Here is a 24,492-nt window from a genome sequence, read left to right as displayed (position 1 = left end):
AATAGCATATATTTACTAGTAAGTAAGCTCAACTATACTGGATGAAGGACCTGCTTTTGTCAAAATTACATCTTTCAGCATAGCCAAATTGTGGGCGATATCGTTTATAATATAGCTATTCATAAAAGAAAGTAGTGAATTGATATGGCAACAGGCACACACACGGTCGAAGTACCCGTAGGGATTGAACATGTATGGGATTTCGTTAGTGATATGGAAAAATGGGCAAAGCTTGTCCCTGGTTATAATGCACATGAAATGATTGATGAGAAACACTCCACTTGGACTTTTAAAGGCAATGTTGGCGTTTTGAAAAAAACAGTTGAAGTAGAAATTACAATCTTAGAATGGTTAGCACCATCTAAAGTTACATTTGAATTAAAGGGGCTTTCTGATAACTTCACAGGAAATGGCTATTTCCTCGCAGAAAGTATCGACGCTGAAAATACTAAAATGACAGGATTCTTAGAAGTCGTTGCGGGCGGGTTAGCTGGCCCTGTTCTAAATCCAATTTTTAAACCGATCGTACCAAAGGCAACACAAATGTTAACAGATCGTGTGGCTAATAAAATTAAATTAGTAAATGTTTAATGATACCAACATCCATGGGAATGGCATGCTAGACTATTACTTCTAGCATGTCATTTTTTTAGTAGTATCTATTTTAGACTATGTTCAAATGGCAACATCCTCGCATACTATCCTTCAAATCGTCATATGATGCAAAGGGAGGGATTATTATCGAACACAAAACTTGGAATATGCGCGAAACATTTTGTTTTCCTGGATATGGCTGCCCAACTGAAATAGCAGCTGTTCAAATTAAGCCACAGTGGCAGGCGATGCAGTTAGAGGATTCTTTGCGACTTATGGGCATCTATCATATCACCGCACACGTTCGCTTTGATTTTCAAGATATGCAAGCATTTGCAGAAAATGAAGATTTAATTACAATTGATGCTCTTGATATTCAAGGAGATACTGGTTATTTTGAGTATGCCGTTCCTTTACATGTGGATTTACCAAAAGAATCCGATGTCAAAGATTTAATGGTCAAGGATATTCGCCCTAGTCTGACAAATCAGGTGTGTCAGCTTGAGTGGACAGTCACAAGTGCTTTCAATGAATATGAACCTGTTGTTGAAAAAGATGTGTTAGACAATCCGCACCTATCAACACATGCTTTCGAACAAGAGGAGACATTGGCTGTAATTGAAGAAAGTATTCAAGTGAAACAACCTGCCGCAGTAGCAGCAGCTTCACGCCAAGAGAATTCTACAACAGTTAACCAAAAAGCTATATTAAGAGAATCCTCAAGCCATATTGTTGTACGTGAATCCAGTACTTGGCATGAAGTGCCTTCTATGATTTGGGATCTAACAGAAGAATATACACCGCTTAAAGTTCGTGTTTCAAATGATGTCTTTCAAAAGTAAATAGCAGAGAAGTAGCAGGAGTAATAAGAAGACTAAATCACCTGATGTTGGCACAATAATGACACGGATAAACTGAAAAGCACAAATCGGCACGATAATGGTTCTGCAATAAAAACGAACTTGTCGTAGCCAGGGTGGTAAAAGCCAAGGGTTATACTTGCGTCGTCGCATTTGAATTGTCACTTCCTTTTCTCTTTACTTTTCTCTTACTAAAAGATGACTAAATCACTTGAAAAATGACACGATCCTGCGGTACAATAAGGAAAATCAAATACAGATGCTATGATAGGGAAGAGTAAATTTTGACTACATTTTCAGAGAGGAAACGGTAGCTGAGAAGTTTCTATTTGTACGGAATTGAAGGTAGCCCTTGAGCAGCTTTAGTGAACTAATAGTAGTTAAAGCCGGTTAAACACCGTTACCGAATTGAGAGCCAGTAGAATAGGCTGAGAAAATATGTCATTTAACATTTATCTTAACCCTGCTGGAATTAAAGGTGGTACCGCGAACTAAAACTCCTTCGTCCTTTTAGACGAGAGGAGTTTTTTTATTGGGTAAAAAAATAAATAGTATTTCTTTACCAACAGTTTTCAAACAATAGGAGGAGTCAATATGACAGAAAACATTTCAATGCCAACTAAATATGACCCACAGTCCATTGAAGCTGGTCGCTATGAATGGTGGTTACAAGGGAAGTTTTTCGAGGCACAGCCTGAAAGTGGGAAAAAACCCTATTCAATCGTTATTCCACCACCGAACGTAACAGGTAAATTACACCTAGGTCATGCTTGGGATACAACATTACAAGATATCCTCATTCGTATGAAACGCATGCAAGGCTATGATGCCCTATGGTTGCCAGGTATGGACCATGCGGGTATTGCAACACAGGCAAAAGTAGAAGCCAAGCTGCGTGAGGATAATATTACACGTTATGATTTAGGACGTGAAAAATTCCTTGAAAAAACATGGGAATGGAAAGAAGAGTATGCTGGACATATTCGTGATCAATGGGCAAAGCTTGGTCTTGGATTAGATTATACACGTGAACGTTTCACATTAGACAAAGGTCTTTCAGACGCGGTAAAAACAGTTTTTGTTCAGTTATATGAAAAAGGCTTAATTTATCGTGGTGAACGTATTATCAACTGGGACCCAGCAGCAAAAACAGCATTGTCTGATATTGAAGTAATTTATCAGGATGTGCAAGGTGCCTTCTATCATATGAAATATCCATTAGCTGATGGCTCAGGCTATGTAGAAGTTGCTACAACACGTCCCGAAACAATGCTTGGTGACTCTGGGGTAGCTGTTCACCCGAACGATGAGCGTTACCAGCACTTAATTGGTAAAAACGTTATTTTACCGATTGTAGGTCGCGAAATTCCAATTGTTGCTGACGAGTACGTTGATATGGAATTTGGTACTGGGGTTGTAAAAATGACACCAGCCCATGATCCGAACGACTTTGAAGTGGGTAATCGTCACAATCTGGAGCGCATTCTAGTAATGAATGAAGACGGTACTATGAATGATCTTGCGGGCAAATATAAAGGAATGGATCGCTTCGAATGCCGTAAGCAAATTGTTGCTGATTTACAAGAAGCAGGTGTGTTAATTCGCATTGAAGAGCATATGCATTCAGTAGGACACTCTGAGCGTTCTGGTGCTGTTGTTGAGCCATATCTTTCAGCACAATGGTTCGTTAAAATGCAACCACTTGCTGATGCTTCCCTAGAGCTACAAAAGGACGAAGAAGGGAAAGTAAACTTTGTTCCTGCTCGTTTTGAAAACACATATTCTCGCTGGATGGAGAATATTCGCGATTGGTGTATTTCTCGTCAATTATGGTGGGGCCATCAAATCCCAGCCTGGTACCATAATGAAACAGGTGAAATATACGTAGGTAAAGAAGCTCCAGCAGATGCAGAAAACTGGACGCAAGATGAAGATGTACTAGATACATGGTTCTCTTCAGCACTATGGCCGTTTTCTACTATGGGTTGGCCAGATGAAGCAAATGAAGAATATAAACGTTACTATCCAACAAATACATTAGTAACAGGCTATGATATTATTTTCTTCTGGGTTTCTCGAATGATTTTCCAGGGTCTTGAGTTTACAGATCAACGTCCATTTAAAGATGTGCTAATTCATGGTTTAGTACGTGACGGTGAAGGGCGTAAAATGAGTAAATCACTTGGCAATGGTGTTGATCCAATGGATGTCATTGAACAATACGGTGCAGATTCATTACGCTACTTCTTAGCTACTGGTTCATCACCTGGTCAAGATTTACGCTATACAACTGAAAAAGTAGAAGCAGTATGGAACTTTGCCAATAAGATTTGGAATGCATCACGTTTTGCGCTTATGAATATGGATGGAATGACATATGATGAGATCGATTTAACTGGTGAAAAATCAGTCGCTGATAAATGGATTTTAACGCGCTTAAATGAAACGATTGAACGCGTTACCTCTCTTGCAGAGCGTTATGAATTCGGTGAAGTTGGCCGTGAACTATACAATTTCATTTGGGATGATTTCTGTTCTTGGTATATTGAAATGGCAAAATTACCTCTTTACGGTGAGGATGAAGCAGCTAAAAAGACAACTCGCTCTATTTTAGCTTACGTACTAGATCAAACAATGCGTCTATTACATCCATTTATGCCTTTCATTACAGAAGAAATCTGGCAGCACTTACCACATGAAGGTGAATCTATTACAGTGGCAGCATGGCCAACAGTACGCACAGATCTTCATTTTGCTGATGAAGCAGATAATATGAAGCTCCTAATGGATATTATACGTTCAGTACGTAATATTCGTGCGGAAGTAAATACACCAATGAGCAAAAAAGTACCGTTGTTTATTTCAGCGAAAGATGCAGCAACAGCAGCTGTACTTGAAGAGAATCAAGCATATCTAGAAAAATTCTGTAATCCTGACACTTTAACAATTGGTGAAGGTTTAGAGGCTCCAGGACAATCAATGACGGCTGTTGTGACAGGAGCACAAGTTTTCCTACCTCTTGTTGGACTAATCAATCTAGAGGAAGAAATTGCCCGTCTTGAAAAAGAATTAGAGAAATGGGCGAAAGAAGTAAAGCTGGTTACAGGTAAATTATCGAATGAGAAGTTTGTATCGAAAGCACCGGAAGCGTTAGTCAACGCAGAACGTGAGAAATTAGCAGATTACGAAAGCAAGCATGCAGTTGTTTTAAAACGTTTAGAAGAATTAAAAAATATGTAAAGATGAAGCAATGGATGACGAAAAAGTCATCCATTGTTTTTTTTATATAGAGCTAAAGATATACATTGAATTAGGTAAAAATATGTAGTATTATTTTAAATAAATTGGTCTAATAGATGATGTTCAGCACTGAACTTATAGGAAACAAAACCTAATTTCATTGTTAATTAGCCGTGAAAAACCAAATCTGAAATTGAGAATGGATGGTTTTTTAGATAGACAGTCTTTGTTAGTAAAGAAAATAAGAGCCTATGGAGGTGTTGAGAATGTCAGGAAATATTGCAACCATTATTACAAAAGTCAACAAAGCATGTGATGAATTAGACTTTGTAAGTGCGAGAGTATTGATCGAAACAAATCTCTTAAAATTATCCGAAGCAAAGTATTATCGTTTATTGAATACAAGTGGCCGTGTCCTGATTAAGCACATATTAGCAAATAGTAATCCTCAGCAGGATAGCATTAAATTATCAAGGACTGATTTATTAACAATCCAAAAAATTAATGAGTATTGCTCAGATTTTGATATATCGATGCTAAAAAGAACGTTAAAAAACGCTTTTGAATTAGTGCAACGCCCAGATGTTCATCCTTTATTAAATAGTGATGCAAAAACTATTTTAAATAATATGGGTGCTTTATTAGGTGCTCATAAAGTACACTAAAATAATATTAATACGAACACGCAGTTGCTAGCTGCGTGTTTTTTGTATTTTGTCATTTTGCTATGTTATTAAACGTTACTTGTACTAAAATAAAGATATTGCAGTAAGAAGGAGTGTTTCTTTTGTTTAACACAATGAACGAATGTACAAAATTTATTTTTACATTAAAAGCAGTTGATCATAAACGTGCGCCACTTGTCCTTATGCGAGAAGTACTAGGGCATTTAGATGAACCTCACAACAAGCTAAGAGTAATCCATGTAGCAGGTTCAAATGGTAAAGGTTCTACGGTGAACGCATTAAGAGAAATGCTTCAACATGCAGGCTACACTGTAGGGGCATTTACGTCTCCGCATTTAGAGCGAGTCAATGAACGTATGACCATTAACGGCCGCCAAATTTCGGATGAGCAATTTCTCTACTATTTCAATAAACTTGCGAAAATTATAGAAGAACACTACAATGGCGATTTTCCAAGCTTTTTTGAGGTAGTTACACTGATTATGTTTCAATATTTTGCACATGAAGGAGTAGATATTGCACTTATTGAGACAGGGCTTGGAGGACGTTTGGATGCGACAAACGTAGTAAGACCGCTTATATCTATTATTACAACGATTTCGCTAGAGCATACAGCCTTTTTAGGTGACACCTTCGCAAAGGTTGCCGCTGAAAAAGCTGGCATCATCAAAGAAGGCATACCAGTTGTTGTAGGTGTTCAAAATGAGGAGGCATTGGCTGTCATTAAAGCTACTGCAGAGGAACGACATGCATCATGCTTAGTTTTAGGGCAAGACTTCACGGTGACAAATAGTTGGCAAAGTGCTGACTATCAGCACTTTACATATGAAAAGGCCCCTGTCTTGATGAAGGATATACCATTAAAAATGGCTGGTCAACATCAAATAAATAATGCAAGTTTGGCAATCACAGCCATGCTAACATTACGTGAGCAGGGGGCAATTGGCATTGCTGATGATTCTATTTGTCAAGGTCTACAATGCGCGCAATGGGCAGGCCGCTTTGAGCAATGGCCAAATCAAATTGTGCTAGATGGTGCTCATAATTCCGAGGGGACAGCTGCTCTTATCCAAACACTAAAAAATGTCTATCCAAGAAACCATTATCACTTTATTTATGCGGCATTAGCAGACAAGGATCATGCCAACAGTATAGAACTAATGGATACTGTTGCCACCTCGATCACTTTTACACAAATAGACCTACCGAATGCAATGCCTGCTGAAAGCTTAGCGATGTTGTCGACACATGCAAATAAAACGGTTCATACAGAATGGCTAAAAAGCCTTCAAACAGTATTACAAGAACGCCAAAAAGAGGATATTGTTGTCATTACAGGCTCATTATACTTTATAGCACAAGCTCGACAGTGGCTACAGGAGGAAGGACAATGATCCCAAACTTTGATCATTATAAAGAGAAATGGCAGGTTAAAAGTGATGATGTAATTAAACCAGGTCTTACAGCGATTGAAGAGGCTTTATCATTAGTAGGTAATCCTGAACAAACTTTACGTGTCGTCCACTTAGCAGGCACAAATGGCAAAGGCTCTACGTTAACATTTCTAGAGGCAATTGCACAAGAACATGGCTTACGCGTGGGCAAATTTATGTCACCGTGTATCATTGATGTTCATGACCAAATTCAAATAGCTGGTCAACCTATTAAAGAAGCTGAAATGGATCGAGTTTTTCAACAGATGCATGAGGCTGGGCTGAGTGGCAAACTAACCGATTTTGAATTGCTGACGGTGGCGGCATTTTTACATTTTGTCAATGGGCAGGTGGATATTGCGCTGATTGAAGCGGGAATGGGTGGTTTATTGGATAGCACAAATGTGGTAATACCCATTGTCTCTATTATCCCAAGTATTGCTTTAGAACACACAAAGTTTTTAGGGGGTACACTTGAAAGCATTGCACACCATAAAGCAGGTATTATTAAACAACAACGTCCAGTTATTATTGGTGATTTGCCGGGTGAGGCGAAGCGAGTTGTGGAGGCAGTAGCCAATCAAAAAAAAGCCACTCTATTTGCATTAGGTCAGCATTTTTCCATTAAGCCGACAACTGATGGAGAAAGCTATATAAATGACGTACAGCAGTTCCAAATAGCGAACCTGAAACGTGCTATGAAGGGGGCACATCAGGGGAACAATATGGCTCTCGCCATTACAGCATTTTTTGAAGTGGCGTCAGTATTAGGCGTGTCTATTGATCAAACAGCTATTCGTCAAGCTGTGCAAAAGGCCTCTATTTTGGGACGCTTTGAAGAAATAATGCCTTTCGTTATATTGGATGGTGCACATAATCCTGCAAGTGCTCAAAAATTAGTAGAAACGATTCAGTGTGAATATCCAAATGAGCAGATAACCTTTGTCGTTGGCATACTAGCAGATAAAGATGTTCAGCAGATTCTCGGGCTTCTAGAGCAGGTGAGTGATGACTTTTACTTCGTTGATTTTGCTAATTCACGAGCAATGCCAGCCCATCAAATGGCCAAACTTTCTCATGCAACATCGAAAACAACCTTGGTTGACTATGCATCCTTTATACAGGCACAATCACATAGACAGCAGAGAACCATTGTAGCAGGATCGTTATATTTATTAACAGAGGTTCGTCATAGATTGAAACAATGCAATAACTAGGGCTCTTGATAGGGAGTCCTAGTTTTTTTATGGCTGCAAATTTAGGATTGCAATGAGTTCCGTATCAAAAAATAATAAATTCGCATTTACCCTTTGGAATGTACATATAATATCATATGATGTTGGCATAGATAGGTGGAAGGATGAGGTGATAGTTAAATGAAAATTGTAAGTCATGTGATGAAAAAACAAATATTTCGAGCAATGATTATAGGTGGATTTGTTGGTCTATTAGGTGTAGCAATTTTTCTGGGCGTTTTACAAGCCAGCACGCAATTACCTTTAAAGAAAAATGGTAGTGAAGTGGCAAATAATCAATCACAAACAGAAACAATTCCAACTGCCGGGGAGACAACCAATACATCTAATGCATCTATGTTTTATGCAAGCCAAGCTGGCGTGTATTCAAACTATGAGAGTGCAAGTTCATTTGTTGCTGAGTATCCTGCCTTAAAAGAGAGCGCGATTGTTCAAGTTGATGACAAGTTTTATGTGTGGACAAGCATGGTGACGGAGGAAAGTCAGCTAAAATTTTTACAGGACCCCGCTACCTTTAAAAAGGCATTTAGCGTCAGTGGTGAAAGCTGTAAAGAACCGACCTTGGCAGAACTACCAACTGCTTTAGCAGATAAAAATGCCGCAAAATTAAATTTTAAGGAAAATGGCAAGGACTCAACGCTACCTGAGGATTGGCAGTCCATTGGTGCAGCGGCCTCTACTATTTCCAACGATATCGACATCATTCGTCTGCATGTTTTTGCACATTACCAATCTAAAAATACGTGTCTTCAAGTGAAGTTTTAACAATAAATTATAATGAAATCTTCATTATCTTGTTTTTTTGAAAATTTTCAAATTGTGCATTCTTCTGTATCATAAGGATAAGGAGGAATGATCAGATAATGTTAAAAACAAATCATAAGCTTGTCCTTGCTTCTGCTTCCCCTAGGCGTAAGGAATTGCTTAACATGCTAGCACTCCCATTTGAAGTCTTGACAAGTGAAGTGGAAGAAACAAGTGTACAGGCTCATACAATGCAGGATTATGTAAAAGGAGTAGCTTTATTGAAGACGCGTGATGTAGCCCAAAAAGCAGCTAATGCCACGATTATTGGTGCAGATACGATCGTTGTTTACAATCAAGAGCTACTACATAAACCCAAAACGCGTGAGGAAGCTATTTCTCACTTATTACGTTTGTCAAATAACAAACATAGTGTGATGACTGCGGTCGCTATAATCGAACCGGATGGAAAGGAAACGACCTTTGTGGAAGAGACGACAGTTGTTTTCCACCGTCTATCGCAGGAATTAATTGAAGCTTATGTAGATACAGGAGATCCTTTCGATAAAGCGGGTGGTTATGGCATTCAAACGATTGGTACACTATTAGTTAAACGAATTGAAGGAGATTATAACAATGTTGTAGGTCTACCACTTGCAGCTTTGTTTTCGCAATTGGTGGATCTACAGATAGTCCAGTTTGCGAAGGAGTGAATATTTTTGCTAGAAGACGCTTTACCAACTTTGATGATACGTGATGTCAATATAGAGGATCGCCCTCGTGAGCGGCTATTACGACAAGGGGCTGAAAGTTTATCGAATCAAGAGCTACTCGCTATTTTATTGAGGACAGGCACAAAGGAAGAATCTGTGCTTGTTCTTGCAAATAGGGTGTTAAATGTTTTTGAACGACTCCATCATTTGAAGCACGCAACCATCGAAGAAATGATGGCTATTAAAGGAATAGGTGAGGTGAAAGCCATTCAATTAATGGCTGCCATTGAATTGGGTAGAAGACTGGCTCAAAAACATAATGATGAGAAATTCACGATACGTTCTCCGCAAGATGCAGCAACTTACTTAATGCCTGATATGACGTCGCTTAATCAGGAGCATTTTGTAGTGCTTTTTTTAAATATAAAAAATCAAATTATTCATAAGCAGACGATTTTCATTGGCAGTTTAAATGCCTCCATCGTTCATCCTAGAGAAATATTTCGAGAAGCTGTCAAAAGGTCTGCCGCCTCTATTATATGTGCCCACAACCATCCAAGTGGGGTGCCATTAAACATAGTATCCTAAACTAGAGTACTCTAAGTAATCGAAGTTTAGGATTTTTTAATTACAGTGCTTTAACTATTAAATATATAAGGGTATTATTAATAGTAGTTAAAGTATTTAAAGGTGGTGGAAACATGAAGGTTCAGAAAGTAATTGTGGAGGAAAAATCATATCCGTTATACATACTCCTAGATAAAGAATTTGAAGTCATAGAACCGGTTAAGCGATTTATAAAGTACTTGGATAATACAGGCAAAGCTCCAAATACCATTAAAACATATTGTTATCATCTCAAGTTGTTTTATGAATTTATGAGCCAAAGTGGAATCGAATTAGGAGATTTACAATTTGAGGATTTGGCAAACTTTGTAGGATGGTTAAGAAATCCAGCAGGGCATTTAAAGGTAATAGATATACAACCAAAGAAGGCTAAAAGAGAGGAAACATCAGTTAATTCCATACTTAACGCCGTAACTAGTTTTTTAGAGTATTTAAATCGCACAGAAAATTTTAAAGCTATAGATATGTCTAAAGAAGCAAGAGGAAGAAACTTTAAGGGGTTTCTTCACCATATTACTAAAGGTAGATCCTATAAAAAAAATATTTTAAAGCTTAGGGTCAAAAAGAAACTTGTACAAGTATTAGAACATGGACAAGTTAAAGCAATAATTGAGGCATGTCATACCAAAAGAGATAAGTTACTTATTATGCTTATGTATGAAGGGGGACTTCGGATAGGAGAAGCATTATCCCTTCGTATTGAAGATATTTCAACATGGGATAACCAGATTAACATCAGGCCAAGAGATCACAATGAAAATGGAGCTTATATTAAACTTAAAAAAGAAAGAACTATTGATGTAAGTAAGGAATTAATGGCATTATATACCGATTACTTAGTACATGAATATGGGGAAGATTTAGATCATGATTATATATTTATTAATCTTAAAGATTCTTATTTTGGCCACCCTCTAAAATATCAAAGTGTATTAGACCTAATAAGAAGACTAGGAAAACGGACAGGGATTACTTTCAATGCTCATATATTACGTCATACGCATGCCACAGAGCTTATTAGAAGTGGATGGGATGCTGCATATGTACAAAAAAGATTAGGGCATGCCCATGTACAAACAACACTTGATACTTATGTTCATCTTTCTGATCAAGATATGAAGAATGAATATAAAAAGTATCTTCAAGGGAGAGAAACATGACAATGAAATTTCCAAGTGTAGCGACTAATCGAAAGCTTATCGCTAGTACAGAGATTAATAAAAAAATAGCTAATATGACAAGTGTTTTAAAAGGTTATTGGGCAGCAGATAGATGGGATATAAGAATTTGTCCACATCCTAGTGCAATTGAGTTAAGTAAGAATCCGTCACTAAGAAATCGTTGGGTAAATTTCGATAAGGTGGAAAATATCTGGTTGAAAACAGAATTAAAATATTTTTATTACCTTCACTTGAATAATGGAGCTTGGAATGCAAAATCCGTTTGGATTAGAAAGGGAACAGTGATAAGCCGGATGATGGGATTTTTAAATTTAAAATATCCTAATATTACATCGATAACCGAAGTGCCTATAAAAAAAGCTCTGACAGAATACCGGACCTACTTAACAGAACAAAAAGTAAAAACTACGACTACTAATTACAAACTTGATGTAAATCAGCAGAAAGTTACTGTACATGCTAATTCCTATTACGTTACTCATCTTAAACAGTTTATGGAATTCTATGAGGACTTCTATTTTGATGGGGAAGAATGGGAAAAAGATGTTTGGAATCGAAGAAAATTATCATTACCGGAAGATAAGGTAAACCCAACATCCTACGAATATACGATCAACTTTAAGGGTTTTGAGAATAATTATTTTAAAGAAATAGTTAAGCGATATTGTAAACTAATGTTAAACATAGCTAGCTTTTCTCACGTAGTAGATATAGCTTCAAAATTAAAAGAGTTTTTTAATTTCATGAACAAAAATTGTGAAGGTATACAAAGGATTCATCAATTAACTAGAAATGAAATTGAGCAATATTTAAATTATATTAATTTAAAAGGTTTAAAACCCAGTACTGTAACTGGACGAATATCTACTTTAGACGTTTTTTTTACTACAATTCAAAGGTATGACTGGAAGGATACACCTTCTAAGATCCTTATCTTTCAAGAAGATTACCCTAAAGTGCCGAAGGCACTACCACGTTATATTGATGAACATATACTTGAACAACTAAATGGGAAATTAGATAAATTGGAACCTTATATTGCTACAATGGTTATGGTACTTCAAGAATGCGGAATGCGTATCAGTGAACTTTGTACATTGAAAAAAGGGAGCGTCATAACCGATAAAGAAGGGGATTGCTTTTTAAAGTATTATCAGTGGAAAATGAAGAAAGAGCATATCATTCCTATTTCTAAAGAAATTGCTGCATTGATATTAGTTCAAGAGCAAAGGGTGGCTGATGAACTCGATGATGAATGTATATATGTGTTTCCCCGAAAAGATTGCTCACCATTGAAACAAGATACCTTTAGGGTTAAATTAAATGAACTAGCTTATGAAGAAAAGATAACGGACAGCAACGGAGAAATTTTTCGTTTTCATGCTCATGCCTTTCGGCATACAGTTGGCACAAGAATGATAAATAACGGAGTGCCACAACATATTGTCCAGAAGTTCTTGGGTCACGAATCACCGGAAATGACGGCAAGATATGCACATATTTTTGATGAAACCCTAAAGAAGGAATTTACGAAATTTAAGGAAACCTTTGTAACGAATAACGGTAGCATTCTGGATTTAAGTGAGGAAAATACTGAAGCTGACAATACAGATCTTCAATGGTTTAAAAAGAATATCAATGCACAGGCACTTCCTAATGGCTATTGTCGGTTACCAGTAATTGCAGGACCATGTCCTCATGCAAATGCATGTTTAGATTGTACGAATTTCTGTACAAGTAAACAATTTCTTAATGAACATGAAGAGCACTTAGACCGAACTAAAGAAATACTAAATAGGGCTAAACAAAACCAATGGCAGCGTCAGGTTGAAACCAATGAACGTGTTAAAAATAGATTAGAACAGATTATTCATTCGTTAAAGGAGACGAATTAAAATGATTAGAAAAGGTAACACAACTGCCATAGTTCAGCTAGCTAAAGACAAGTCGGAGAAAACAAGAATTAGGGTTGAAAAGACAATTTCAGAGATGGCATTGAAAGAAGAGAAGATTAATTTTAATTCCGTTGCACAAAAAGCAAATGTTTCAAAGTCATGGCTTTACAAACAAAAAGATATTAGAACTAGAGTGGAGACATTAAGAGGGATGCAGATAAGTGAGTTAACCCCCGTAAACCTAGTAAAAGCCCTCGTTCAGAGGACGTATTAATAAAAACCTTAAAAAGCCGTATAAAGGCGTTAGAAGAAGAGAATGAACGGTTAAAGGATCAAGTTCAAAAATTACATGGCAAGCTGTTTTAGCAGATTTGTGTTTCTTGGAATTTATTGGGTACTTTGAATTGGCTACCTAAAATGAAATCGCTAAAACCTTCAATAACTTCAATAGCCCATTTCCCTAAATGTGTTAAGGGGAAATGGGCTTTCTTCTAGTATTGTTGGCATGATCGCAGAAGTGTTTTATGCTCTTAAATAATACTTTTTAATATATTGCAAATACTCATTAGCACTTTTCTGTATCTCTTCGCCCTTCATATCCGAATTAGCACCGTAAAGTACAAACTCTGGTACATATTCAGCGTGAATGTATGCACATAAAGATTTGAATGGTGTTAACATCTGGGTTAATGTATGCTTGTTTTTACCCATACTTGTAAATTTACCTTTTTTTACGCCAGCTGATATAGCTAATCCTAATTTTCGATTATAAAATATTCTTTTACCCTTTGATCCGTAAGCCCATCCATATATAATCACTTCATCGATCCATTTTTTTAATAATGAAGGAGAGCTATACCAATATAATGGAAATTGAAAAATAATATTATCATGATTTTCAACTAATTCCTGTTCTCTTTTTACATTTATAATAAAATCAGGATACTCTTTATAAAGATCATGAATGGTAATTTCTTTTGGATAGGACGCTGCTTTTTCTACCCAAACTTTATTGATTCGAGAATTTGGCATATCTGGGTGAGAAACGATCACCAATGTTTTCATTGTTTCATCCTTAGCATACTCAACTTTCGCACCAATAAAAAAGTGTACGAAAGTTGAGTTACTTAAAAGTATTCTATTCTAAGAAAGTCAAATTTGCGTGATTCCTAAGCTATTTATTTACAGCTTAAACTATAGAAGATGAACTAAACAATAACTAATCTTTACATAACTAAGTTATTACCCACGCTTTTTTAAACCTAATCCAGCTATTAAGGCAATGAGTATTGCCCCTGTAGCTGCAAGGAACGCATCTGAGTAGGACATAGCTTCCAATATATATAATGGATTTATCGGCTCAGTAGCATCACGTCGAGCGGATAATAATGCTCCAATCATACCTGCTCCAGTTCCTGCTCCAAGGTACAAAGCACCTTGGAAAATCCCCATTCCGACACCAACCTTGTCTGCTTCGAGTGCACTTACTGCGGCGTTATTTGCGGGAGAATTCGTGAATGCAAAAGCAATCCCTACTCCGAGGACCCCCACGGAAACTAACAAAGGTGAAGCACCAGATGCATAGGTGGACAAGAATAAGGTAGACAGCCCCATCAGAGTCATCCCTGTAATTATCAGACGTTTATCCCCAAATCGATCAGAAAGACGGCCAACGAAGGGAGATAAGATTGCAACAGCCACACCACCTGGCAACAATATCATTCCCGCCTGTCCAGAAGAGAGTCCATTCACCTCAACGACTAGCAATGGGACGAACACAAGAACAGCGAAATAAGCAAACATCGAAAAAAATGCAATTATGACCGTATTGACATAATCCTTGTTATTGAACAGGACAGGTGGTACAAATGGATTTTCTGCGGTAACAATTCTCCAAATAAACCCTACCAAAGCTACAACAGAACCAATTAGGCTAGTTAACGATGAGAACGAAGAAAAACCAGAAGTTTCCCCTTGAGTGATACCAAAAAGGAGTAATCCTACTGTGAGGCCGAGCAATAAACCACCAATGAAATCAAAGTTCTTATTGCTTCCTACGGATTCTGCCGGTTTAATTGTCGGTAACGCGTAGTAGGCACCAATAACAAGCATAATGGCTAACAAAAATGTGAACCAAAACAAGGCATTCCACCCTAAATATTGACCAACCACTCCACCAAATATTGGACCAGCAGCAGTTCCAACACCAATACTTCCTGCGATAATTCCCAAAGCTCCCCCACGTTTTCCTTGTGGGAAAACCTTCGAAATTGCAATGACTGATAGAACTGGAATTGCGGACATCCCAGCACCCTGAACCATTCTTCCCAAAACCAACAATGGAAGGTTCGTGGCAATTGCACATAAAAGACTACCACTTGCCAGAATCATAATGGCAAAGATATATAGCTTTCGTAACTCAAAAAAGTCTGAGATTCGACCATAAATCGGAACTCCAATCGCAAGAACAAGTGCAATACCACTAACTATCCAAATCACTTGAGATTTCGAAGCTTCTAAATCTTTGCTTATTAGTGGAAGTACGGGATTGACAAAATCAGCCGTAATTGCACCTACAAGTACAGATAGGGAGAGTACCATCATTAAGAGCCTAGTAGAACCCCTTTTTTCAGATTGAATCATTTCTTTAGATTTACTATCCTTTTTCATTTTATTTCCTCCTAAAATATATTGTGATTTTAGGAGGCTAAATCCACTGCTTTCACCATAAACCTCACCTCATAATCATTTATATTGTAAAACCCAATCAACTAACTCACCATATTTCTACAGCATGATTAAAGATTCGGTTCTCCAAACTAACTGAACTGATCAAACAAAAAAAGGCACCAGTTTAACAACCGGTGCCTAATCATTCGTATGCATTTTTACAAATGCAATAGATTCATAAATTTTTGCCCATTATATAAAAGGAGGCAAAAATTTTTCCGGTAGTGATTTCCATTTTTTGTTTTTGTAAAAAAGGACATACTGATCCCGTTGTACCTAAATCCCCTGAAACTTTTACATGCTTTCTAAACTCGACATTAATGAAATCAATTCCCATAAATTTTTGCCTCCTTTCTCATATTGTGATAATAACACAATAATAATTGATGAAAAAGAAATAATCAACCCTACTTTTTTGAAAACCAATTTAAAGCTTTACTACTTTTACTTACATAATAAAGGCAGGTGCAGTATAAACTTTTTTAAATATGTCTACTTTAACGAGCAGGTAGCGTCAGTTAAAGATGATAATTTAAGATCGAAATCATATTATAGATATTCCGAAATTGGGCGTGATTGTTGCAGGTCAAAAGCCTAATTCCTCGATAAAATAAAAAGGAGTTACTTTTTTTATTTGTGGTACATTCTTATGACCGTAATCAATTGTCATCTCATAATTACATTGTATTTTTTCTTTTGATTTAATGCGTTAAATATATGTCCTTAAAGTAAAAACATTGATGTTAATGGATTTTTAGTAATTTACTCTTGATAAAATCCGACACCGAGCTCGGAGGACATTGAAGTAACAAAGCGAATTGTTGAAGCAGGCTATATTATAGGGATAGAGTTAATAGATCACGTCATCATCGGCGACCATCAATATATTAGTTTAAAGGAAAAAGGATATTTTTAACTCTGCATACAATATGCAGAGTTTTTTATGATTACACCATTTCGTTGTATAGAAAACTCTATTACAAATGGCCTTAATTATAACCAGGCCTAAAAATTTTTTGTATTTTTTTGTGGTATATTAGCGAACCTTTTTTCTTACATAACGTTAATGTATTCATAGAAAAGCAATTATCTTCACAAAAATTGGTAGCCTGATACACATTGTCTTATGGGAATAAAAATTATATGCTAATCTATACGTACTATTTTTAGTTTAAGAGGGAATTAAAATAGTATCTTTTCTGTGAGATGAAGTATGTGATACTACAAATTCTTGCGTTTTTCCGTTATAATGAACGGTATGAATTTTATCTTTATTCAGGGAGGACTCCCATCAAAATTGGTGGTGAGGTGAATGAGTGTGTAGTTTTTTCATAGGTGTAAACTACCAACTGATGGAGATAAAAAACTTTGACAGGTGTTATGGACTTTGAAAGGAGTCAATTGTGTATTTACACAATTCAATTTCCTATACATTGTCGTCAAATATATTGGATGTCAACGAAAGTATGGCTTATATAGAAAGGAGTACACAATTTGTTTGGACTAGGAAGCAAAGATGTCGGGATTGACCTCGGCACAGCGAATACATTAGTGTTTATTAAAGGAAAGGGAATCGTATTACGTGAACCTTCAGTTGTAGCAAAAAATACAAAAACAGGGGATATTGTTGCCGTTGGTAATGATGCGAAAAATATGATTGGTCGAACACCTGGCTCAATCGTAGCGATTCGTCCAATGAAAGATGGCGTTATTGCTGACTTCGATATTACAACAGCAATGATCGAGTATTATTTAAAAGAAGCATGTAAAAACTCTGGAGGCAACTGGAAAAAACCAAATGTTATGATTTGTGTACCTTATGGTATTACTTCAGTGGAGCAGCGTGCTGTTATTGATGCTGCACGACAAGCAGGTGCAAAAGAGGCGTTTACAATCGAAGAGCCATTTGCAGCAGCAATCGGTTCAAATCTTCCTGTATGGGATCCTACAGGGTCAATGGTTGTTGATATCGGTGGAGGTACAACAGAAGTTGCCGTTATTTCTTTAGGTGGTATTGTAACGAGTGAATCTGTCCGTGTTGGTGGTGATGCAATGGATCAATCCATCATTTCGTATATCCGTAAAACGTATAATTTAACAATAGGTGAACGTACAGCGGAAGCCGTAAAAATGGAAATTGGTACTGCATTGGCAGAAGGACCAGAAGCACGAATGGATATTAGAGGACGTGACCTGTTAACAGGATTACCGAAAACAATCGAAATTTCTTCACAGGAAATTTCTGAATCCTTACGTGAAGCGGTTGCCTCTATTATTGACGGTGTTCGTAAAACATTAGAACAAACACCTCCAGAATTATCTGCTGATGTAATGGAGCGCGGTATTGTATTAACTGGTGGTGGGGCACTGCTAACAAACTTAGACAAAGTAATCAGCCAAGAGACAAATATGCCAGTATTCATTGCAGAAGATCCTTTAGACTGTGTAGCAATTGGTACAGGTAAGGCATTAGATCATATCGACTTAATTCGTCAACAACAAGTTAAAGGGTAAGGAGGTTTAGGCAATGCCACACTTTTTTTTCAATAAGAAAGTAATTTTGCTGCTCATAGGCATGGTTTTTCTTGTGGCATTGATTAGCTTCTCATTACGTGATCGGACGAATGCAACTTTACCAGAGCAAATTATTAAAGATACTGTCGGTTTCGCACAATCGCTCGTTGCGAAGCCGGCGAATTATATTAATGGTGTTTTTAATAGTATTGACTCCCTCTTAAACACGTACGAAGAAAATAAACGTTTGAAAGCACGCTTAGAAGATTTTGCAGTTGTACAAGCTGAGGCTACGGATTTAAAATCAGAGAATAACAAGCTTCGAGAGCTTTTGGATAAAACTGAGAGCTTAAAGGCATTTAATCCAATTCAAGCAACAGTGATTGCTAGAAATCCTGACCAGTGGGAAGAGAAAATTATTTTAGATAAAGGGTCTTCTCATGGAGTCAAAAAAAACATGGCAGTTATGACGGCGAAAGGGTTAGTGGGGAAAATTACCCTAGTTACACCTTTCACATCTGAGGTAGAGCTTTTAAATACAAATAATCCAAACTATCGTGTTTCCGCGATGGTGCTAGGAGAAAAAGAAGCATACGGTTTAATCGAGGGCTTTGATGAAGAACGTAATGAACTCATTATGAAGCGAATCGATTCTAGCATGAAGGTGAAAGAAGGCGAGCAAGTAGTTTCTTCAGGTCTTGGTGGTATTTTCCCTAAGGGAGTGCCGATAGGAGAAATTATGGAAGTTAGTACAGATGATCATGGTTTAACAAAAATGGCGTATGTCAAACCATCTGCTGATTTTTCAATTTTAGAGCATGTTGTGATTGCAAAGCGAACATCCACAAGTATTGATGGTTCAGATGGCAATGCAACGAATGAGGATTTATCGAATCCGCAAGAGGCGAGTGAAGAGGAGGCGGAGTGATGGTTCGATTTCTCATTCCCTCTGTAGCGGTTTTACTATTCCTTTTAGAACCAGAATTTGCTATGCTTTCCCCGATTGAAATTAAAGGGGAAGTCTATTTTCTGGTACCGCGTTTTTTAATCTTATACCTTATTTTTATATCCATCTATTACAGCCGTCAACGAGCGGTAATGTATGGACTTTTTTGGTGTCTTGTATGATGTGTTTTACATTGATATTATTGGATTATATTCAGTACTTTATCCACTTATATGTTTTTTGGCAGGGTCTATCGTGAAAGTTATACATCAGCACTTAGTTGTAACAACTACAATTTCAGTTGTACTAGTAGCGATTTTAGAATTTATTCTCTATCAATTCTTTTTCCTAATCGATTTTACAGCAATTCCTTTAGCGGATTTCTTACGTTCACGACTACTACCAACAATCATTGCGAATGCTTTATTTTTAATGATTCTTGGGTGGGCCTTCAAGTATCTAATTAATGCGCGTGTCTTACAGAGAGCACGTGAGGTTTCTTAACAAAGAACAACGTGAGGTGAGGCATTCATGAAAAAACAGTTAGTTAATATGAAGGGAACGAAGGACGGTTTTGTACTACGCCTAGACGACCAATGTGCGTATGGTGAACTAGTGGAAGAATTAAAGAATAAGGTTTTAGAGGGCGGTATCGATGGTAAAGTTGATGTACAATTATACTTAGGCTATCGATACTGTACTGAAGAACAATTAAATGAACTTATAAAAATTATAGAAGAAACAGAGCAGCTTATTGTATCAAAGGTGCAAAGTGAAGTACTGACTGTCCACGAAAGCAACCAGAAGATGTTTGAAAGCCAACAAGATACATATATAGGAGTGGTCAGATCAGGACAAATTCTGCGTTCATCTGGGGATATTACCATCATAGGAAATGTCAATCCAAACGGTCGTGTTGAGGCTGGAGGTAATGTATATGTCCTAGGTAGACTTAAAGGGATTGCACATGCTGGTATGCAAGGTAATAAAGAAGCAATCATTGCAGCATCTCGATTTGAAGCCACGCATATCATGATTGCCGATCAAGTTCAGGTAATGTCAGATGAACACGTAAAAGCGATAAATCAAGTAGAAATGACTTGTGCATTTATTGGCTACGATGGACGCATTACGTACGATCAAATTCATGCCTTAAAAAATATTCGACCATTGTTAAATGTGTCTAAGGGAGGAAGCTAGTGTGGGAGAAGCGATCGTCATAACTTCAGGTAAAGGCGGTGTCGGTAAAACAACGACAACGGCTAACCTTGGGACTGCATTGGCTCTACAAGGTAAAAAAGTATGTTTAGTGGATACAGATATTGGCCTACGTAATTTAGATGTGATTTTAGGCCTTGAAAATCGTATTATTTATGACCTAGTTGATGTGGTGGAGGGACGCTGTAAAATTCATCAAGCATTGATTAAGGATAAACGCGTAGATGAGAAACTATTTTTATTACCTGCTGCTCAAACAACAGATAAAAACGCTGTTACCCCTGAGCAAATGAAGAGCTTAGTAGAGGAATTGAAAAGAGACTATGATTATGTATTAATCGATTGCCCAGCGGGAATTGAGCAAGGCTACCGTAACGCTGTTGCTGGTGCAGATCATGCGATTGTTGTCACAACACCTGAAATTTCTGCTGTTCGTGATGCAGATCGTATTATTGGTTTACTGGAGCAGGAAGAGATCACAGCACCTAAACTCATCATTAATCGTATTCGACAACATATGATGAAGAGCGGTGACACACTGGATGTCAATGAAATTACAACTCATTTATCTATTGATTTATTAGGCATTATTATAGACAGTGAAGGCGTCATCTCATCTTCTAATAAAGGTGAACCAATTGTAATGGATCCCTCAAATAAAGCGTCATTAGGCTATCGAAATATTGCCCGTCGTATTCTTGGTGAATCAGTGCCTTTAATGGCTATTCAAGATGAGCAAAGAGGGATGTTTTCAAAACTTAAAGCCCTTTTCTCAAAATAAATTAAAACCTTTTCGTGCAATAGTACGGGAAGGTTTTTTCTTGTGCATGTTTGGACATGCAATCACATATAGTGAGGAAAAAAGGATGAGGGCTTGTTTAAAAAATGGAAATGGTTCGTCACGATACTTCTTGTGGCGGCAATCATGCTTGTTATTCGTTTAGAGGATCAGGGTGTAGTGGATACACCTGTTCGGAAGCTTGTTACTACCTCTGCTGATTTAACGTATTTAAGTGAGCTCGGACAAAGCTGGTTCGAAAAAGAAAAAGAGACCATCATGGTTTCTAGTGATGTAGGGCAAGCAGATCTTTTAACATTTGCGAATGCCCAAGTATTTAAAGAAGGCTATCTATTGCAGTATGATGTTGGCTTACCTATCTATGCTGGTCAGAATGGATTAGTCGTTTTTACTGGCCATACAAAATACACAGGTAAGACCATGACCATCAGCTATGAAGATGGTACAACCGTTTCCTATGGTATGTTAGATAGTTTAGCTCAACTACCATACACATCTATTCAAGCAAATGATTTAATTGGCATGAAAGAAGCGGGTCAACTTTATGTGTCCATCGAAAAGGGAGATGCCCATTATGATTTAGAGCAAATTGTACAATGGCTTGAAACGACGGAGACAAATGAAGATTAAATTACATCTTTTGTGTATCCCTCTCGTATTTGTCATGATTTTTAGTGGCCAGTTAGCCTATTACGCGATCATTCTATTTTCATTACTGTGGCATGAGGCTGGTCACTTAGTTGCGGCAGTAATGTGCGGAGTGAAGGTGAAATCCTGCGTAATTACACCATACGGGGGAGAAATTCAATTTGAAAATCCAGCGGTTGTGCAAGCTTCGTCACTCCTATGGATTGCATTAGGAGGGCCAATCGCTACGATTATTGGGATTGGCCTCGCTTTTTTATGCCTGATTTACTCGCTACTAAGCTTATAAATGTACAACTCGTGTTATTGGCTGTAAATATTGTACCCATCATACCGTTAGATGGTGGAAGGATATTGTTAGCCTGCCTATTTTTAAAATATCCAAGAGCTCACGTGATAGAGCTATATTATTGGTTATCATTCATCGTAGCTACTATACTATTACTTGTCACTTTCAAGTTCTTGCCACAATCTATTTTTTTAGCCATCATAAATTTATTCATTTGGTTGCAAGTGTTGAAAGAATGGCGTTATCGAAAATATCGAGTTGCTTTTGAAAAATATGTTATGAATAGATTGACTTGAAAAAATTCGTGTGGTAATATTTTAATGTTATTGTTTGTAGCACCCGTGCTACTACAACCGCTCTGTAAAGGTTTAAGTGTCTAGTAAGATCACCTTATGAAACAGGCGAGTCTGAGTCTAAGAGGAGGTGCAGTAAAATGTACGCAATTATTGAAACTGGTGGTAAACAAGTCAAAGTAGAAGCTGGTCAAGAAATCTATGTTGAAAAATTAGGCGTAGAAGCTGATGAGGTTGTAACTTTTGATAAAGTTTTATTCGTAGGTGGCGAAAACGTTAAAGTTGGCGCTCCATTCGTAGAAGGCGCTACTGTAACAGCTAAAGTTGTTAAAGAAGGCCGTGCGAAAAAAATCGTTGTTTTCAAATTGAAAGCTAAAAAGAACTACCGTCGTAAACAAGGTCACCGTCAACCTTACACAAAATTAGTTGTTGAAGCAATCAACGCTTAATTGTGAGGTATAGAGAATGATACAAGTTACGATTCATCACGATGAAAATAGACATGTGTCAGCATTCGAATTTTCAGGACATGCTGGTTATGATGAATCTGGTAAGGATTTAGTATGTGCAGGAGCATCAACTATAGCGATTGGTACAGTTAATGCTATTTATGCATTATTACAAATTCAGCCAGAAATCGAACAAGCTGCTGAAGGTGGAGGCTATCTCAAGGTAGATTTACCATCAGACTTAGAGCCTGAAGTAGATGCAAAACTACAGTTAATTGTTCAAGTAATGACTGCCCAAGTGTATTCTATGGTGCAAAATTACGGACAATACATCCAAATCAACTACAACCAAGTAGGAGGTGGAACTCGATGAAATTATTATTAGCATTAGACCTTCAACTTTTTGCATCGAAAAAAGGGGTAGGTTCTACTAAAAACGGACGTGACTCTGAGTCTAAACGACTTGGTGCAAAACGTGCTGATGGCCAATTCGTAACTGGTGGTTCAATTCTTTACCGTCAACGCGGTACAAAAATTTACCCAGGTACAAACGTAGGTCGTGGTGGTGACGATACACTATTTGCTAAAGTTGATGGCGTTGTTAAATTCGAACGTTTAGGTCGCGATCGCAAACAAGTATCTGTTTATCCAACAACACAAGAAGCTTAATCTTTTATAAGATAACATAAAGCGGAGGACTGCATTTATTGCAGTCCTTTTTTTGGCTAAATTTCAAAAAAGCCAATTTTGGACGCAATGACACCAAGGTATAATTGATTAAAGAATTAAGGGAAAAATACAGCAAAACTTGTTATACTAGTAAGGATAACTTTATTGGAGTGAATGGGATGAACAATCAATCACTAACCATTAGTGAAGTATTACGTTTTGCAAATCATGATTATGTGAATCAACTGCAACTGATTCGCATGAATTTAGATTTAGGTAGAATCGAGGAATCGAAAAAACTTATTCAACATTATTCAGAACAATTACGAGTGTTTTCTATCCTCAATCGACTACAATTACCACAAACAATTGAATGGCTTCAAACAGCAGGATGGCGTTACCCATCATTAGCATGGAAGCTAAGCGGTGAAATAAAAAAGCCTGTGACCATTGATATTGATCAGGGAGTTGTAGATTATTTAAACAAAACAGTTATGCATGTTTATGATACATTAGATCCATTTACAGAGCAGATCCTAACGCTTGATGTACGTGTTGACGATCATACATTTGCCGTGACATTCACGCTAAATGGGTTATGGAGTGCTGATGCATTCACCGAAAAAGGTTTGAAACAATTCGACATTCAAACAATTGAGCAGACAAATACGCGCTGGCAATATGTCTTGAGTGCAAATAGGGAGTGAACTA

General features: G+C 37.3%; 23 protein-coding genes, 4 pseudogenes and 2 other annotated features. Of the genes and pseudogenes, 24 read left to right on the top strand and 3 right to left on the bottom strand.

Annotation, left to right across the window (positions count from 1 at the left end; genetic code table 11):
• The first annotated feature begins 144 nt into the window (after positions 1-144).
• The 12 genes and pseudogenes from NP781_RS15135 to NP781_RS15075 all read left to right on the top strand — a co-directional run bounded on the left by NP781_RS15135 (position 145) and on the right by NP781_RS15075 (position 13,595).
• Positions 145-591 carry an SRPBCC family protein gene (locus tag NP781_RS15135; protein ID WP_221680889.1) on the top strand — a complete coding sequence of 149 codons (447 nt, stop codon included), beginning with the start codon at positions 145-147 and terminating at the stop codon, positions 589-591.
• Positions 592-671: 80 nt separating this feature from the next.
• Entirely contained in the window at positions 672-1,436 is a 765-nt protein-coding gene (locus tag NP781_RS15130; RefSeq protein ID WP_255601109.1) for a valyl-tRNA synthetase, read from the top strand.
• A 273-nt stretch (positions 1,437-1,709) separates the two neighbouring features.
• Positions 1,710-1,967: a binding site (T-box leader), on the top strand.
• Between the two features lie 81 nt (positions 1,968-2,048).
• Positions 2,049-4,694 carry a valine--tRNA ligase gene (locus tag NP781_RS15120; RefSeq protein ID WP_221680888.1) on the top strand — a complete coding sequence of 882 codons (2,646 nt, stop codon included), beginning with the start codon at positions 2,049-2,051 and terminating at the stop codon, positions 4,692-4,694.
• Between the two features lie 266 nt (positions 4,695-4,960).
• The gene (locus NP781_RS15115) at positions 4,961-5,359 is read left to right on the top strand and encodes a hypothetical protein (protein ID WP_016991882.1); all 399 of its coding nucleotides are present in this window, start codon (positions 4,961-4,963) and stop codon (positions 5,357-5,359) included.
• A 134-nt stretch (positions 5,360-5,493) separates the two neighbouring features.
• Positions 5,494-6,774 (top strand): bifunctional folylpolyglutamate synthase/dihydrofolate synthase, encoded by a 1,281-nt coding sequence (locus NP781_RS15110; RefSeq protein WP_306832410.1) that lies wholly within the window; start codon positions 5,494-5,496, stop codon positions 6,772-6,774.
• The gene (locus tag NP781_RS15105; RefSeq protein WP_257520267.1) at positions 6,771-8,030 is read left to right on the top strand and encodes a bifunctional folylpolyglutamate synthase/dihydrofolate synthase; all 1,260 of its coding nucleotides are present in this window, start codon (positions 6,771-6,773) and stop codon (positions 8,028-8,030) included. Before NP781_RS15110 ends, NP781_RS15105 begins: the two co-directional genes overlap by 4 nt.
• 159 nt (positions 8,031-8,189) lie before the next feature.
• Positions 8,190-8,834 (top strand): hypothetical protein, encoded by a 645-nt coding sequence (locus NP781_RS15100; RefSeq protein WP_221680886.1) that lies wholly within the window; start codon positions 8,190-8,192, stop codon positions 8,832-8,834.
• Positions 8,835-8,932: 98 nt separating this feature from the next.
• Complete coding sequence (locus NP781_RS15095) at positions 8,933-9,526, top strand: Maf family protein (protein ID WP_257520266.1); 594 nt, start codon at positions 8,933-8,935, stop codon at positions 9,524-9,526.
• A gap of 33 nt (positions 9,527-9,559) precedes the next feature.
• A pseudogene (gene radC, locus NP781_RS15090) lies at positions 9,560-10,096 on the top strand (DNA repair protein RadC); the annotation flags it as partial.
• A 131-nt stretch (positions 10,097-10,227) separates the two neighbouring features.
• A complete protein-coding gene (locus NP781_RS15085; RefSeq protein WP_095234887.1) occupies positions 10,228-11,313 on the top strand; it encodes a phage lytic cycle repressor MrpR family protein in 1,086 nt (361 codons plus the stop codon).
• A 2-nt stretch (positions 11,314-11,315) separates the two neighbouring features.
• Positions 11,316-13,229 carry a tyrosine-type recombinase/integrase gene (locus tag NP781_RS15080; protein WP_031590465.1) on the top strand — a complete coding sequence of 638 codons (1,914 nt, stop codon included), beginning with the start codon at positions 11,316-11,318 and terminating at the stop codon, positions 13,227-13,229.
• A 1-nt stretch (position 13,230) separates the two neighbouring features.
• Positions 13,231-13,595 (top strand): annotated as a pseudogene (locus tag NP781_RS15075) (DUF6262 family protein).
• Between the two features lie 156 nt (positions 13,596-13,751).
• Here NP781_RS15075 and NP781_RS15070 read toward each other — a convergent pair.
• From NP781_RS15070 to NP781_RS15060, 3 genes are all read right to left on the bottom strand, one after another.
• Complete coding sequence (locus NP781_RS15070) at positions 13,752-14,294, bottom strand: NAD(P)H-dependent oxidoreductase (RefSeq protein ID WP_031590464.1); 543 nt, start codon at positions 14,292-14,294, stop codon at positions 13,752-13,754.
• 177 nt (positions 14,295-14,471) lie between these two features.
• Positions 14,472-15,899: a chloramphenicol/florfenicol efflux MFS transporter FexA gene (gene fexA / locus NP781_RS15065; RefSeq protein ID WP_123316349.1), complete on the bottom strand. Its 1,428-nt coding sequence runs from the start codon at positions 15,897-15,899 to the stop codon at positions 14,472-14,474.
• A gap of 235 nt (positions 15,900-16,134) precedes the next feature.
• The gene (locus NP781_RS15060) at positions 16,135-16,296 is read right to left on the bottom strand and encodes a hypothetical protein (protein ID WP_159083127.1); all 162 of its coding nucleotides are present in this window, start codon (positions 16,294-16,296) and stop codon (positions 16,135-16,137) included.
• Between the two features lie 438 nt (positions 16,297-16,734).
• Between NP781_RS15060 and NP781_RS15055 the strand changes: the two are divergent.
• From NP781_RS15055 to NP781_RS15000, 12 genes and pseudogenes are all read left to right on the top strand, one after another.
• Positions 16,735-16,875 (top strand): annotated as a pseudogene (locus NP781_RS15055) (JAB domain-containing protein); the annotation flags it as partial.
• Between the two features lie 578 nt (positions 16,876-17,453).
• Complete coding sequence (locus NP781_RS15050) at positions 17,454-18,473, top strand: rod shape-determining protein (protein WP_004226654.1); 1,020 nt, start codon at positions 17,454-17,456, stop codon at positions 18,471-18,473.
• 13 nt (positions 18,474-18,486) lie between these two features.
• Positions 18,487-19,401, top strand: coding sequence for a rod shape-determining protein MreC (gene mreC / locus NP781_RS15045; RefSeq protein ID WP_004226655.1), 915 nt, complete (start codon positions 18,487-18,489; stop codon positions 19,399-19,401).
• Positions 19,401-19,923, top strand: a pseudogene (gene mreD / locus NP781_RS15040) (rod shape-determining protein MreD). Before mreC ends, mreD begins: the two are co-directional and overlap by 1 nt.
• A 27-nt stretch (positions 19,924-19,950) precedes the next feature.
• Positions 19,951-20,619, top strand: a complete 669-nt coding sequence (gene minC / locus NP781_RS15035; protein WP_004226657.1) for a septum site-determining protein MinC — start codon at positions 19,951-19,953, stop codon at positions 20,617-20,619.
• A 1-nt stretch (position 20,620) separates the two neighbouring features.
• The gene (gene minD, locus NP781_RS15030; protein WP_004226660.1) at positions 20,621-21,418 is read left to right on the top strand and encodes a septum site-determining protein MinD; all 798 of its coding nucleotides are present in this window, start codon (positions 20,621-20,623) and stop codon (positions 21,416-21,418) included.
• Positions 21,419-21,511: 93 nt separating this feature from the next.
• Positions 21,512-22,066, top strand: coding sequence for a peptidoglycan DD-metalloendopeptidase family protein (locus tag NP781_RS15025; protein WP_016991889.1), 555 nt, complete (start codon positions 21,512-21,514; stop codon positions 22,064-22,066).
• Positions 22,056-22,370 carry a site-2 protease family protein gene (locus NP781_RS15020; protein WP_257520265.1) on the top strand — a complete coding sequence of 105 codons (315 nt, stop codon included), beginning with the start codon at positions 22,056-22,058 and terminating at the stop codon, positions 22,368-22,370. Before NP781_RS15025 ends, NP781_RS15020 begins: the two co-directional genes overlap by 11 nt.
• Before the next feature lie 341 nt (positions 22,371-22,711).
• Positions 22,712-22,789: a sequence feature (ribosomal protein L21 leader region), on the top strand.
• A 14-nt stretch (positions 22,790-22,803) separates the two neighbouring features.
• Positions 22,804-23,112, top strand: coding sequence for a 50S ribosomal protein L21 (gene rplU, locus NP781_RS15015; protein ID WP_004226667.1), 309 nt, complete (start codon positions 22,804-22,806; stop codon positions 23,110-23,112).
• Between the two features lie 16 nt (positions 23,113-23,128).
• Positions 23,129-23,485: a ribosomal-processing cysteine protease Prp gene (locus NP781_RS15010; RefSeq protein ID WP_004226670.1), complete on the top strand. Its 357-nt coding sequence runs from the start codon at positions 23,129-23,131 to the stop codon at positions 23,483-23,485.
• On the top strand, positions 23,482-23,781 hold the full coding sequence (gene rpmA / locus NP781_RS15005) for a 50S ribosomal protein L27 (protein ID WP_016991892.1): 300 nt from the start codon (positions 23,482-23,484) through the stop codon (positions 23,779-23,781). The genes NP781_RS15010 and rpmA overlap by 4 nt, the downstream gene beginning before the upstream one ends.
• A 179-nt stretch (positions 23,782-23,960) precedes the next feature.
• The gene (locus NP781_RS15000) at positions 23,961-24,488 is read left to right on the top strand and encodes a Spo0B domain-containing protein (RefSeq protein WP_257520264.1); all 528 of its coding nucleotides are present in this window, start codon (positions 23,961-23,963) and stop codon (positions 24,486-24,488) included.
• The last annotated feature ends 4 nt before the right edge of the window (positions 24,489-24,492 follow it).

The organism is Lysinibacillus sp. FN11 (assembly GCF_024628845.1).
Classification (GTDB): domain Bacteria; phylum Bacillota; class Bacilli; order Bacillales_A; family Planococcaceae; genus Lysinibacillus; species Lysinibacillus capsici.
This window is presented reverse-complemented; position numbering and strand designations above follow the sequence as displayed.

Excerpts from the sequence above, each read along its gene's own strand:
- NP781_RS15135 (WP_221680889.1), top strand. The coding sequence starts at position 145 with ATGGCAACAGGCACACACACGGTCGAAGTACCCGTAGGGATTGAACAT.
- NP781_RS15130 (WP_255601109.1), top strand. The coding sequence starts at position 672 with ATGTTCAAATGGCAACATCCTCGCATACTATCCTTCAAATCGTCATAT.
- NP781_RS15120 (WP_221680888.1), top strand. The coding sequence starts at position 2,049 with ATGACAGAAAACATTTCAATGCCAACTAAATATGACCCACAGTCCATT.
- NP781_RS15115 (WP_016991882.1), top strand. The coding sequence starts at position 4,961 with ATGTCAGGAAATATTGCAACCATTATTACAAAAGTCAACAAAGCATGT.
- NP781_RS15110 (WP_306832410.1), top strand. The coding sequence starts at position 5,494 with ATGAACGAATGTACAAAATTTATTTTTACATTAAAAGCAGTTGATCAT.
- NP781_RS15105 (WP_257520267.1), top strand. The coding sequence starts at position 6,771 with ATGATCCCAAACTTTGATCATTATAAAGAGAAATGGCAGGTTAAAAGT.
- NP781_RS15100 (WP_221680886.1), top strand. The coding sequence starts at position 8,190 with ATGAAAATTGTAAGTCATGTGATGAAAAAACAAATATTTCGAGCAATG.
- NP781_RS15095 (WP_257520266.1), top strand. The coding sequence starts at position 8,933 with ATGTTAAAAACAAATCATAAGCTTGTCCTTGCTTCTGCTTCCCCTAGG.
- NP781_RS15085 (WP_095234887.1), top strand. The coding sequence starts at position 10,228 with ATGAAGGTTCAGAAAGTAATTGTGGAGGAAAAATCATATCCGTTATAC.
- NP781_RS15080 (WP_031590465.1), top strand. The coding sequence starts at position 11,316 with ATGAAATTTCCAAGTGTAGCGACTAATCGAAAGCTTATCGCTAGTACA.
- NP781_RS15070 (WP_031590464.1), bottom strand. The coding sequence starts at position 14,294 with ATGAAAACATTGGTGATCGTTTCTCACCCAGATATGCCAAATTCTCGA.
- fexA (WP_123316349.1), bottom strand. The coding sequence starts at position 15,899 with ATGAAAAAGGATAGTAAATCTAAAGAAATGATTCAATCTGAAAAAAGG.
- NP781_RS15060 (WP_159083127.1), bottom strand. The coding sequence starts at position 16,296 with ATGGGAATTGATTTCATTAATGTCGAGTTTAGAAAGCATGTAAAAGTT.
- mreC (WP_004226655.1), top strand. The coding sequence starts at position 18,487 with ATGCCACACTTTTTTTTCAATAAGAAAGTAATTTTGCTGCTCATAGGC.
- minC (WP_004226657.1), top strand. The coding sequence starts at position 19,951 with ATGAAAAAACAGTTAGTTAATATGAAGGGAACGAAGGACGGTTTTGTA.
- NP781_RS15020 (WP_257520265.1), top strand. The coding sequence starts at position 22,056 with ATGAAGATTAAATTACATCTTTTGTGTATCCCTCTCGTATTTGTCATG.
- rplU (WP_004226667.1), top strand. The coding sequence starts at position 22,804 with ATGTACGCAATTATTGAAACTGGTGGTAAACAAGTCAAAGTAGAAGCT.
- NP781_RS15010 (WP_004226670.1), top strand. The coding sequence starts at position 23,129 with ATGATACAAGTTACGATTCATCACGATGAAAATAGACATGTGTCAGCA.
- rpmA (WP_016991892.1), top strand. The coding sequence starts at position 23,482 with ATGAAATTATTATTAGCATTAGACCTTCAACTTTTTGCATCGAAAAAA.
- NP781_RS15000 (WP_257520264.1), top strand. The coding sequence starts at position 23,961 with ATGAACAATCAATCACTAACCATTAGTGAAGTATTACGTTTTGCAAAT.